The organism is Candidatus Pelagibacter sp. Uisw_113, assembly GCF_047717815.1.
Taxonomy (GTDB): Bacteria; Pseudomonadota; Alphaproteobacteria; order Pelagibacterales; family Pelagibacteraceae; genus Pelagibacter.
In genome coordinates, this window is record NZ_CP159809.1 from 273,582 (window position 1) to 286,114 (window position 12,533).

Genomic DNA, 12,533 nt, shown 5'->3' on the forward strand with positions numbered 1-12,533 from the left:
AATAGTGTTTTTAATTAGTTTATTTAACTAAATTAGCAGTTCAGTAATATTTTGATCTAATTTTCTTTGAAAATTCTTATCATTACCTGGATTTGCTACACAATGCCCATAAGGTGAGTCAACAGGCCTTAATAATGATTTTTTAATAAATCTTTTTTCAAATCTATTTTCTTCTGTTCTAAAATATAAATCTTGGTTGCAGGGCATTAAAATTGTTTTTGCTCTTATTGATTTAAGCGCTTTAATATAATCACCTTTATATATTGGATTTTTACTAATATCATTTAACTGCCAAGTTTTTAATTTACTTAAAAGGTTATTAGCATCCCAATTTTTTGCATGATTGTTAGCCCAATTTTTAAGTAGATCTTCTACATTCGTAAAACCAAATTTCTTATAAAGTTTTTTTCTATAAAAATCTTGAGAGAAGGCCCAACCGGCATATACACGTCCAAAGGCTTTTAACCCTGCAATAGGTTGTTTTTTATATTTGCCTTTATTCCAATTTACATCTGCTGTTAATGCAGCTTTAACACCCTCCAAAAATACATGATTATGTGTTGAGGTTTTCGAAGATGCACAAAAAGGAAGAATTGATTTAACCATGTCAGGATATTGAGCGGCCCATTGATATGACTGACAACCCGCCATAGACCAACCAGTCACTAATGCAATTTTTTTTATCTTAAGTTTTTCATTTATCAATTTATGCTGACAATAAATATTATCCCAAAGTGTTATTATGGGAAATTGAGAACCATGCTGTAATTTATCACTATTACTTGGTGAGGTTGAAAGACCATTACCAAACATATTTATTGAAATAATGAAATATTTATTAGGATTTATTGCCCTATTTTTTCCAATAAAACCTTCATTACGAATATGAGTACCTGTATAAAAGGTTGGAAGTACAATTACATTTGATTGATCTTTATTAAGTTTGCCATAAGTTTTATAAACTAATTTAGCTGACTTTAAAATCTTGCCAGATAAAAGTTTAACATTTCCTAAGTTAAACTCCTGATATTTTTTCATTAATAAAGTCTAAGATACTCTTTTACTTCCCAATCTGTAACTGCCTGATGATATCTTTCCCATTCATCATTTTTATAGGCAAGTAACGATTTTTTCATTACGGGACCCAAAACTTCATCAGTCAATTTGTCATTTTTGAGAGCTTCAATTGCAGCTAATAAATTTCTTGGAAGTCTTTTAATTCCAAGTTTTTTAAATTCACTCTCAGACATATTATATAAATCCTGATCAGTAGGCTCTCCTGGATGTATCTTATTTTCAATTCCCTCAATTGCTGCTGAAATTGTTATCGAAAGTGCAAGATAAACATTCATTGTCATATCTGCTGCTCTATTTTCAATACAATATCTATTTTGAGGTAATCTAAATTGTGCAGACCTATTATTATGTCCATAAGTAATGTTTGTTGGAGCCCAAGTTACAGTTCCACCTTCAAAACCACCAACTCTTGGCACTAATCCGTTGTATGAATTTACAGTTGAGCACGTAATGGAAGTTATTGCTTCAGCATGTTTCATTAATCCACCAACAGCAAAGATCGATTCTTTAGACCATTTATTTCCACCATCAAATACATTTTTTCCATTTTTATCTACCATTGAAAAATTAATATGAGCTCCTGATCTCCAGTCACCTATAGTAGGTTTTGGCATAAAGGTAATAAACATATTATTTTTTTTAGCTATTTCTTTTAAAAGAATTCGAAGGAAAACTAACCTGTCTCCCATCTCTAAAAGGTTTGTATAATGAAAATCTAATTCAAATTGAGAGTAAGCTCCCTCTGCAACCACATCATGTATCATCCAGCCCAGATCATTTAAAATATCTATTAGTTCTTTTAAAAAATGCATTGAATCTAATGTGTGTTCTACATCGTAACCAAAAGCCTGCCGTCGAGGCCTGATACCTTTAGCTGGATCATTATCAATGGCTTTAACTGGCTCGCCATTTTCATCATACTTCATTGCAATAAATTCTGGCTCTATCCCAGCCATTCCTTTATATCCAGCATCTTGGGCTTTTTGCATAGCACGCTTTAAAGCTTGTCGGGGACAAACGTTATACGGTTTATCTTCCCAAAAAAGATCTGCAAAAATAATAGCAGTAGTAGTGTCCCATGGACAAATATAAACAGCATCTAAATCTGGTAACATGACCTGATCAGAGTCTGCAGGAGTAAGCTCAGGTACAAAAGAAATTGAATGAACAGCAAACTGAGGCCCTTTACCCAAACATAATGGTTCAAAATCAGTCATTGGTACAGGCTTTGATTTTGGTATACCATGGAGATCAATCCAGCTGGATAAAACATACTTTACACCAGCAGCTTTTAATTTTTTATGAACAGAAGGTATTTTTTTTCTATTACGTTCAACTGCATCTTTAAAGTTTTCATAATAAATTTTTTCATTCTTGCTCATATTGATCTCCTTTAGCTTTACTATTGAGGCATATCTTCAGGGTCTATTCCTGGTACGAATGTAATACCTGCTTGTTGTTTCCAATCATGAGGATAAGCAGCGTAAAATATTACACACTTTTCATCACATTCATAAGCAATATGATTATCTTTTGGAATATAAAGCACATCTCCAGGGTTACAAATATAAGACTCACCATTACATGTAAGGCGAAAAGTTCCTGTCATACAATAGATAATTTCATCACAAGTTAAATCCCATGGTATAGAAGCTTTGTTTAAAAAATTTAAACCTCCACACATTGTGTTACTCACCTTGCTGGTCACAAAAGGCTTAATGTAACTTTTTCCTGGCTCTAAAGTATGAAGTCTATTTTCAATATCTTTAAATTTATATAATTGTGGTTTTTTTGACATTTATCTTCCCTTTCTATTTATACTTTTACTGGTTCATTTAACTCGACTTTGTATCCATCTGGATCTTCGCAAAAAGCTATTATTCTAGTTCCATGTTTCATAGGACCTGGTTTACGGGTAATGTTTATTCCTAATTTTGCAAGATCATCACAAGCTTTGTAAACATCTGGTGTTTCTATACAAACATGTCCCCATCCATTACCTTTGTCATAATCATCTTTTTGGTCCCAATTACAGGTTAGTTCTAAACAAGGTGATTCTGTTTCAGGTCCATAACCAATAAAAGCATTGGTAAATTTCCCCTCCGGATAGTCTGTTTTTCTTAAAATTTTCATCCCTAAAGTTTTGCAATAAAAATTAAACGATGCTTCTAAATTTTTAACTCTGATCATAGTGTGAGCAAGTCTGTAACCCTCTAGATTAATCTCTTTAGACATTTTTTACTCTTCTTGTTATTTTAAAAGATTTTCTAATAGAATTAATTATAAGTTTTTGAAATGCTTGAACTCCTTTTTCCCATACAGGAGATAAAAGCCCACCATTATGGGATGCTGGAGAAGATCTACCTTCTTGTAATCTTTCACACATTTCATGATCTTCTTTATGAACGTTCCACCAAATATCCTTAGTTGCTTGAATTTCTTTTTTAGTCATCACTTTATTATCTATAGTATAGATTATTCTTTTTTGTGATGTTATACCTGGACTTATGGGAATATTTAAATAAACACCAACTTGATTTGGATAATAAGTCCCCATTATAAAATTTGGAAAAAGTGATAAGTATCTTGAGGTAACAGATAAAGCATTGTAATTTTTTTCATCTTCTTGCTCAACATCAACACCACTTCCATAACACTTACCATCAACAAAGGTGTAATGATCTTTTAATGGTTGATTTGTTGTTTTTTTATGAACAAATTGAACATGATAAGGCTCAATAAAATTTTCAATAAGAAATTTCCAATTAGTATTTATTTTACCAAAATCTAAAGTCGCGACGTAATTTAATTTTTTTAAATCAATATCATTAAATCTTTTTATAAGTGGCTTAGCATAGTCTTCAAATTTTTTTGCCTTTCCATTAAAATTTATAAAAATCCAATCATGCCAAATATGAGTTCTGATTGGCTTTAATCCATGATCTAAAAGATCAAAACCTTCAGGTTTATGTTGATTTGTACCACCTATATGTGGTGCAGCCTTTAATTGTCCTTTTAAGTTATAGCTCCATGCATGATAAGGACATTTAATAATTTTTCCTACATTCTTTTTTTCATCAACCAGTTTCAAACATCGATGACTACACACATTATGAAAAGTAGAAATTTTGTTTTCTAGATCTTTAACAAGAAATATAGGCTTACCTGCAATGGATAAAGGAATTATATCACCAGGATTTTTAAGTTCATGAACTAGACCAACAAATAACCAATCATCAGATAAAACTGTATTACATTCTTTTTTCCAAAAAACATCATCAGTATAGGATTCTGGGGGTAGCCCATATATAGTATTTAAATTTTTAGGCCTTTTAATCTTGGTAAAGTTTCTCTCTTTAGTCATCTGCTATTCTTCGTAAAATTGTTTTGTATAATTACATCCAAAACCTTATTTGAGAATAATGAAACTTACAATAAAATTACATTAGATTGCCAGTATGTCAGGTTAGCTAGAATTTAAGTGGTTATGATAATTAATTAGAGCTTTTAGATAACTTAATTTAACATTTTAAAGGTATTAATAAAATCAGGTCTCAATATATACTCCGAGCGTCTTTCATGTTTGATTTTTTTTAGGACTTCTAACCCATAAAGTACTCTACCAACAGGTGTATACTCACCTTCGAATAATGGCTCATCCTGTAAGATTATAAAAAATTGACTATCTTCAGTGTCGTTCTTAAATGTTCGAGCTAATCCGACACTACCTTTGGTGTAATTAAAGTTATTATCGATCTCTGATTTAATTGTACCTAAACCTGATTTTCCAGTACCAATTTTTCCATAATCTAAATTTCCTTTTTTTCCAAACTCTAGGTCACCAGCCTGAATAAGTTTATTTTCAATTACCCTATGAAAGGCAATATTTTCATAAGCATTGGATCTAATTAAAGTTACAAATCTTTGAACTGCATTAGGTGAAGTATTTGGATAAAGTTCTATAATCACATTTCCACAAGGTGCATCTAAAATTGCTATATTGTTTGGTTTTTTAAAAGTAATATTTTTTGGATCAATATTTTTGACAAATAAACATTTATTTTTAACTATGAAGTATGTGCAGAAAGTAGCGACTCCTAATAAAATTAAAAAAGTAAAAATAAATTTTTCTGATGTAGAAGCTCTAATTTTTTTTATCATTAAAATGTAAAAGAATTGTCTATTTCTTTTATTCTATTTTCAATATATGAAATTTTATTATTTAAAATAGGGTCTGATTTACGAATTTGGTTAATTTCTTTTTCCTTTAAAAAGATCATATGTGAATAAACTTCTGCCATATCTTCTGAAGCTGTTGACTTAGAATATTCTGTGAAAAAACCTTTTATTTCTTGGTATTGCTCTAAGCTTATTTTTTTTGTGCATGTAGAACATTCAGCATATTTAAAGTTAGAATTGTTAAATTTAATCCACTCTTTTTCATTAAATACTTCTTTGTGCTGAAGGTGCATTACATGAAAAACTTCATGATGGATTATTCTTTCAAAGTAATCTTCATTAAATTTAATATCCAGTATTAATGTTTTCATTACATTATCTGGAATACCAGCTGTATATAATTCTGAAATTGATAAATTTTCACACATAACAATATATTTGAGATTAATTTTTTTTAAAAAATCATAAGAATATCTACTAAGATTTTTATGAATAATTTTATATTTCACCTCTAAATCTCTTTTATTTGAATTTGAACAAACAATATTTTTTTGAGTACCTAGCCTAAAAGGTCTGACGGCATAAAAATATTTAAGCTTATTTTTAGTATTTATTTCATAAATCTCTAAGTTGGGTATTTTGATGAGATTATAAATAGTATTGGCTTTTAACGGAGTAATAAAAATAATTAATAGTAAAATGGCTCTTATTAAGTTCATAATTATAAAGATAGAAGATATTCCATTATCAAAGAATGTGGTACATTTTATTTATAAATGAAAAAAGAAAGAAATAAAAACCCAATTCAACCTATTAGTGGAACTAAAGTCCCAAGATTTGCTGGACCATCTACATTTGCAAGACTGCCAGAATTAAGAGATGTTGAAAGTTGTGATGTAGCAATTGTTGGAATTCCATTTGACGCTGGCACTAGTTACAGGCCAGGAGCTAGATTTGGACCAATGAGTATTAGACAAGCATCGAGACATTTAAGAACTAATTATCATCCAAGTTATGATGTTGAACCTTTTAAAGTACAACAAGTTGCTGATGCTGGAGATATAACTTGTAATCCATTTAGCATTGATGAATCGATAAAACAGATTGAAGCTGGAGCAACAGATTTACTGAATAAAGTTGGTGGTATAATTAGCCTAGGTGGTGACCATACAATTGCAGTACCTTTATTAAGAGCAATTAATAAAAAATGTAATGGCCCAGTTGCTTTAGTACACTTTGATGCACATTTAGATACATGGGATACTTACTTTGGTGCTCCTTATACACATGGAACTCCTTTTAGAAGAGCAAGAGAAGAGGGTTTATTTTTAGATGATGCTTCAATGCATGTTGGTATTAGAGGCCCTCTTTACAGCAGAGATGACATTAAAAATGATGAAGAATTTGGTTTTAAAATTATTCACTGTGATGAGTTTCAAACACAAGGCACAGATAAAATTGCTGAAAGAATTAGAAAAAGAGTTGGTAACAATCCACTTTATTTATCTATTGATATAGATGTTTTAGATCCAGCTTTTGCCCCAGGTACAGGTACACCTGAAATTGCTGGTATGACCACAAGAGAGATGGTCAATGTCTTAAGAGGACTGTCTGGTTTAAATCTTGTTTCTGCTGATGTGGTTGAAGTTTCTCCAGCATATGATCATGCCGAAGTTACTTCATTAGCTGCAGCAACCATTGTTTATGAACTAACAAATTTATTTGCAAAATCATAAAGAAAGGATAGTTTCTGAAAATGCTAGACAAGAAAATTTTTTATATCAATGGTGAATGGGTTTCCCCAAAAAAACCAAATGACTTTAAAGTAACAGACCCGTCAACCGAAGAGGACTGTGCGGTTATATCTTTAGGTGGAGTAGAAGATGTAAATGATGCAGTAAGCGCAGCAAGCAAAGCTTTTGAAACATGGGCATTTTCAACAAAAGAAGAAAGATTAAAATATTTAGAAGCCCTGTATGTTGTTTATAAAAAGAGATGGGCTGATATGGCTAAAGCTATAACTCTTGAAATGGGGGCTCCAATTGATTTTTCAACTCAATTACAAGCCGGAACTGGAGCTAGTCATATAAAATCTTATATAAAAGTTCTAAAAGAATATACATTTGAAGCAAAGTTGGGAGAACACGCTCTTAATAATAATATTTTACATGAGCCAAAAGGAGTTTGTGCATTAATTACTCCATGGAACTGGCCAATGAATCAAACTTGCTTAAAAGTAATACCAGCTATTGCTGCAGGTTGCACAATGGTGCTTAAGCCATCTGAAATAGCTCCATTATCATCGATGATTTTAGCAGAAATGATTGACGAAATTAAATTACCAAAAGGTGTGTTCAATTTAGTAAATGGAGATGGTGCAGTTACTGGAAACGCATTAACCAGTCACCCAGATGTTAACATGGTTTCATTTACAGGCTCAACTAGAGCAGGTGCTTTAATCTCTCAAAATGCAGCAAGCGATTTTAAAAGAGTTAGTCTTGAACTTGGTGGAAAAGGAGCAAACATTATATTTAAAGATGCAGATGCAAAAGCTGTTGAAAGAGGTGCTCTTAGATGTTTTAGAAATTCGGGACAATCTTGTAATGCCCCAACAAGAATGTTGGTCGAAAAATCAATTTATGCAGATACTGTTGAAAGAGTAAAAAATTTTGCTAACTCAATGAAGGTTGATGTTGCAACAAAAGAAGGTGATCATATTGGACCTGTTGTTTCAAAAGCTCAATTTGATAAAATCCAAGCGTTAATTCAAGTCGGTATTGACGAAGGAGCCAAATTAGTAGCTGGCGGAACTGGCAAACCAGAAGGATTAGACAAAGGTTATTTTGTTAAGCCTACTGCATTTGCAGATGTTAATAACAAAATGCAAATTGCAAGAACAGAAATATTTGGACCAGTTTTATCAATTATACCTTTTGAAACAGAGGAAGAAGCAATCGAAATTGCAAACGATACTCCTTATGGATTGTTAAATTTTATTCAAACGCAAGATCAAGAAAAAGCCAATCGTGTTGCTAGAAAATTAAGATCAGGAATGGTTGATATTAATGGTGCTGGTTTAGCTCCAGACGCTCCTTTTGGAGGATACAAACATTCTGGAATTGGTCGAGAAGCTGGAAAATTAGGCCTAGAAGAATATCTAGAAGTTAAAGTAGTAAGTGGTTGGAACGATTAATTTAACTTAAATTACTGTTCATAATAGGTTTTTGATAGTTAAATGAGCCTTATTTCTATTGGTTAATTCTAAAAACCTGAAGTTGTACTAATTTATTGTATACATAGCTTTCATAATCCATAACGTCGCAGTTAATGTTGCCGTAACTATTTAAGGTTAATAAAAGCAACAAAAAAAAAATAGGGAGAAATAATATGAGTAGATCGTCAAAACTCTACAATTCAGATTTAGCTCCAACTCCAAGTAGTAAAAAAAATTGGGGATGGTTCGAAATCTTTAACGTATGGGCTAATGATGTTCAAAGTTTATTTGGTTATACTTTGGCAGCATCATTATTTTTAGCATCAGGACTAAATGGTTGGGCTGTATTTGCTGCATTAATTCTTGCAGGATTTTTTATAATGTGGCTAGTCAATCTTTCAGGTAAACCAAGTGTAAAACATGGAATACCATATCCAGTATTTGCTCGTGTAAGTATGGGTGTATTTGGAGCAAACTTTCCAGCAATGGCTAGAGGTCTTGTTGCAATGTTTTGGTATGGAGCACAAACTTATGCTGCATCAACTGCAGTAGCACTTTTAATTACTGGTGTTACAGGAATAGAAGGTGAGGTTATGCTTCTTGGTATGACAGGTGTAATGTGGGTTTCTTTCATATTTGTATCAGCATTCCAAGTTTATCTATTTTGGCAAGGTGTAGATCTTATCAAAAAGTTTTTAAATTTTTCAGGACCAGCAGTTTATGCAGTAATGATTTTTTTAATGATCGTTATTTGGGTTAAAGCCGGTGGAGGACTTTTTTCAGAAGTAGGAACTATATTTTCTGGTGGAGAACGAACTGGTGGCTTTGAAGGTCTAGGAACAATAGGAGCTTTCATTGCTGTATTTTCAATTATGGTTGGATACTTTGCTGCAGTTGTAATTAACTTTGGTGATTTCGCTAGATTTGTTAAAAATGAAGATGAAATGAGAAAAGGTAACCTATGGGGATTAGTAGGAAACGTAATTTTATTCTCTTTCATTACCTTGATGATTACTGGTGGTACAATCGCAATTTTTGGTGAATATGTATCAAGTCCAACAGAGATGGTTGCTAAAGTAGACAACTTAGGATTAACAATTATTGCTGCATTTGCATTTTTTGCAGCGACAGTTGGAATAAATATGGTTGCAAACTTTATACCTCCTGCGTATGACTTAGCCAATTTAATGCCAAGTAAAATTAACTTTAAAACTGGTGGGTTAATCACAGCTGGTTTTGGTTTTATTATTGGTGGTATGTGGGTTGCTGTTATTACTCAAATGGGTTTATTTCCATTTGTTAATACTTTAGGAGCAATTCTTGCGCCTGTATTTGGTATCATGATGGTTGATTACTACATTATCAAAAAAGAAAAAATTGATGTAGACGCATTGTTTGATGATAGTTCCAGTGGACAATATCATTACAATGGTGGTTTCAATTACAAGGGAATGCTGGCTTGGATTATTTCAGGTTACGTTGCCGTTGGTTCTGTATGGCCAAACATCTTGATTTTAGGTTTAGATGATTTCTTTGCTAACTTAGGTGGTGGAGGAGGATACGCTTGGATAATTGGAGCATCATTGGGTGCTGTAGTTCACTTAGCAATATCTAAAAGGTCATAAAACAACTCTATAGTTAAAAAAAGACCCGTCGCATTATTGCGGCGGGTTTTAGTATTTAAGGATTATTTCTTCTTTTTCTATATTTTCAATAACAAGATTATCTCCAGAACCTTTTCTATCAACTATTAAAAAATTCATATCTTCTGTGGCTATTAGAGGAAAATGCCAAGTACCCGGATTGTAATTGACACCTATTTCTGGAGGAACAATAAAAGCTTCAATTCTATTAAGATCTGGTTTATTGCCCTCAGGTGCAACAAGTACTAAAAAAGTAGTTTGTTTCATTGGTATAAAGGCTTGACTTCCCAAAGGATGTTTTTCCATCATATCAATTTTCATTGGAAAAGATCTCTTTAGAGCTGAAAAAATACTAATAGTAGTTTCTCCATTATCTTTTGAAGTATCTAAGTTAGCTATTCCATCAAATCTTTTGGCATAACCTTCGTTAATTTCAATCGGCTTAATATCAGCTGTTGTAATCATATCTCCAAACTTTTTAAAATTTTCTTTATTAATAGGCTTTGGTTTGATCACACAGTTAGTCATACATTTTTTCCATAAACTCTAAATCGAGATATCCCACCATCTGGAAAAATATTAATTTTTATAAAATTAATTTTATCTTTTTTCATTAGATTATTTTTAAAAACATGCACTTTATTAGGGGATAATTTTGCATCTTTTAATAAATACTTCCATTTGATTGAGGAATTTAAAATTTGTTTAGAGCTTTTTATTGTTGGCAAATAAGCAGCTTGCAGAGAACAATAGCTTGGAAAGTTACCTTTAAAGTGATGAGTAGAAATTTCAATTTTATCAATTTCTTTTCCATCTATAGAATTTAATATTAACCAATCAAATCCTGGACTACGTCTTCTCCTTGTTTCCCATCCATCCCCCATATTTTTAGCTTTACCTGGGGCTAAAATATTTTCAGCTTTACCAAAGTGCTCATTGTTGCAAGCAATAACAGAAGCACCATCTAATAGTGATGCAAGATTTATTTTCTTATTTTTTAATTTATTAGATTTAGCAATTGAACCAAATAATCTCAATCGAGCAACCCCACCATCTGGGAAAATATTAAATTTTATATGTGTAATATTTTTTTTACTATTTACAGTAAAGAAGTGATGGCTATTTGCTCTAGTTTTTTTCTTAGAAAGTAGTGGTTCCCACTTTAATTGACTTATTTTATTTGAACTTGAGTTTGTTCCTTCAATAGAAATCATTGCTGGCTGGTTTCCATTAAAGTGTGATGTATCTACATCAACTTTTTTAATAGAACCAGGTTTTCCTAATCTTAAAATTATGTAATCATGCCCTTTAGTTCTTTTTCTTCTAGACTCCCATCCATCCATCCATTTACCATTTTTATCAAACAATCCATCTTTAAAAATTGCTGGCAAGGGATTAATAATTCTATTAGCTGAAGCAAAAAAGTCATCGGTTTTAAATATAACCTTAGTGCCTAATCTAGGTTGAGCTAAATCAATAAGACCATTTATAAAAACAATTTTTTTTGACATTATTTAGAATAGTTTTTAATCCAATGTTTAGCTATATCAATTCTTTTGCATATCCACACATCTTCATGTTTAAGAATATAATCTAGAAATTTCCTTAAAGATTGAATTCTACCTGGTTTTCCAATTAATCTACAGTGTAATCCTACTGACATCATCTTGGGGTTTGTTTTTCCTTCCTCGTATAAAACATCAAAGCTATCTTTTAGATAAGAAAAAAAATGATCACCTGTATTAAACCCTTGATTGGTTGCAAATCGCATATCGTTATTATCTAAAGTATAAGGAATAATTAATTGTTTTTTATTATTTCTAGTTTCCCAGAATGGTAAGTCATCACTATACGAGTCACTATCATATAAAAAACCACCATCTTCCATAACTAGGTCTCTAGTATTAGGACTACATCTACCTGTATACCAACCATCAGGTCTGTTTCCAAAAATTTTTGTATGAGCCTGAATAGCAAGCTTCATATGTTTTTTTTCTTCTGTTTTTTTAATATTTTGATAGTCAATCCATCTCCACCCATGACATGCAACCTCATAATTAGCTTCTATTATAGCTTTAGAAACTTCAGGATTTTTCTCTAAAGCCATACCTACTCCGAAAACTGTTATTGGAATTTTCTTTTCTTGAAATAGTTTATGTAATCTCCAAAATCCTGCTCTTGAACCATACTCATAAAGAGACTCCATATTTATATGTCTACCTTTTACAGGCTGAGCACCAATGATTTCTGATAAGAAAACTTCTGAGTTATTATCACCATTTAAAACGCAATTTTCAGCACCTTCTTCATAATTTAAAACTATTTGAACAGCAATACGTGCATTATTAGGCCATTTAATTTTTTGATCTTTGGAGCCATACCCAATCATATCTCTTGGATTTTTTTTAGACATAAAAATT

At 31.6% G+C, this 12,533-nt stretch carries 13 protein-coding genes; 3 read left to right on the forward strand and 10 right to left on the reverse strand.

Translation table 11 applies throughout. From position 1 onward, the window contains the following. Positions 1-27: 27 nt before the first annotated feature. The 7 genes from ABXT39_RS01405 to ABXT39_RS01435 form a co-directional block, all read right to left on the reverse strand. Positions 28-1,038 (reverse strand): alpha/beta fold hydrolase, encoded by a 1,011-nt coding sequence (locus ABXT39_RS01405; protein WP_415295453.1) that lies wholly within the window; start codon positions 1,036-1,038, stop codon positions 28-30. Continuing rightward, a complete protein-coding gene (locus ABXT39_RS01410) occupies positions 1,038-2,459 on the reverse strand; it encodes a glutamine synthetase family protein (RefSeq protein ID WP_415295455.1) in 1,422 nt (473 codons plus the stop codon). Before ABXT39_RS01410 ends, ABXT39_RS01405 begins: the two co-directional genes overlap by 1 nt. 20 nt (positions 2,460-2,479) lie before the next feature. Then, the gene (locus tag ABXT39_RS01415) at positions 2,480-2,875 is read right to left on the reverse strand and encodes an AraC family ligand binding domain-containing protein (RefSeq protein WP_415295457.1); all 396 of its coding nucleotides are present in this window, start codon (positions 2,873-2,875) and stop codon (positions 2,480-2,482) included. A 17-nt stretch (positions 2,876-2,892) separates the two neighbouring features. Then, the gene (gene gloA, locus ABXT39_RS01420) at positions 2,893-3,312 is read right to left on the reverse strand and encodes a lactoylglutathione lyase (protein WP_415295458.1); all 420 of its coding nucleotides are present in this window, start codon (positions 3,310-3,312) and stop codon (positions 2,893-2,895) included. Next, the gene (locus ABXT39_RS01425; protein WP_415295460.1) at positions 3,305-4,441 is read right to left on the reverse strand and encodes an aromatic ring-hydroxylating oxygenase subunit alpha; all 1,137 of its coding nucleotides are present in this window, start codon (positions 4,439-4,441) and stop codon (positions 3,305-3,307) included. The genes gloA and ABXT39_RS01425 overlap by 8 nt, the downstream gene beginning before the upstream one ends. Positions 4,442-4,593: 152 nt before the next feature. Beyond that, on the reverse strand, positions 4,594-5,238 hold the full coding sequence (locus ABXT39_RS01430; RefSeq protein WP_415295461.1) for a peptidylprolyl isomerase: 645 nt from the start codon (positions 5,236-5,238) through the stop codon (positions 4,594-4,596). Next, positions 5,238-5,975 (reverse strand): putative zinc-binding metallopeptidase, encoded by a 738-nt coding sequence (locus ABXT39_RS01435; RefSeq protein WP_415295462.1) that lies wholly within the window; start codon positions 5,973-5,975, stop codon positions 5,238-5,240. Before ABXT39_RS01435 ends, ABXT39_RS01430 begins: the two co-directional genes overlap by 1 nt. A gap of 57 nt (positions 5,976-6,032) precedes the next feature. Here ABXT39_RS01435 and speB point away from each other — a divergent pair, with 57 nt between their 5' ends. From speB to ABXT39_RS01450, 3 genes are all read left to right on the forward strand, one after another. Next, positions 6,033-6,992: an agmatinase gene (gene speB, locus ABXT39_RS01440; RefSeq protein WP_415295463.1), complete on the forward strand. Its 960-nt coding sequence runs from the start codon at positions 6,033-6,035 to the stop codon at positions 6,990-6,992. 20 nt (positions 6,993-7,012) lie between these two features. Continuing rightward, complete coding sequence (locus ABXT39_RS01445) at positions 7,013-8,449, forward strand: aldehyde dehydrogenase family protein (RefSeq protein ID WP_415295464.1); 1,437 nt, start codon at positions 7,013-7,015, stop codon at positions 8,447-8,449. A 194-nt stretch (positions 8,450-8,643) separates the two neighbouring features. Further along, entirely contained in the window at positions 8,644-10,095 is a 1,452-nt protein-coding gene (locus ABXT39_RS01450) for an NCS1 family nucleobase:cation symporter-1 (RefSeq protein ID WP_415295465.1), read from the forward strand. Positions 10,096-10,143: 48 nt separating this feature from the next. Here ABXT39_RS01450 and ABXT39_RS01455 read toward each other — a convergent pair whose 3' ends face one another. The 3 genes from ABXT39_RS01455 to puuE are packed head-to-tail and all read right to left on the reverse strand — an operon-like array spanning position 10,144 to position 12,526. Beyond that, positions 10,144-10,641: an ureidoglycolate lyase gene (locus tag ABXT39_RS01455; RefSeq protein WP_415295467.1), complete on the reverse strand. Its 498-nt coding sequence runs from the start codon at positions 10,639-10,641 to the stop codon at positions 10,144-10,146. Further along, the gene (gene alc / locus ABXT39_RS01460) at positions 10,638-11,624 is read right to left on the reverse strand and encodes an allantoicase (RefSeq protein WP_415295469.1); all 987 of its coding nucleotides are present in this window, start codon (positions 11,622-11,624) and stop codon (positions 10,638-10,640) included. Before alc ends, ABXT39_RS01455 begins: the two co-directional genes overlap by 4 nt. Beyond that, positions 11,624-12,526, reverse strand: a complete 903-nt coding sequence (gene puuE, locus ABXT39_RS01465; protein ID WP_415295471.1) for an allantoinase PuuE — start codon at positions 12,524-12,526, stop codon at positions 11,624-11,626. Before puuE ends, alc begins: the two co-directional genes overlap by 1 nt. Positions 12,527-12,533 lie beyond the last annotated feature (7 nt).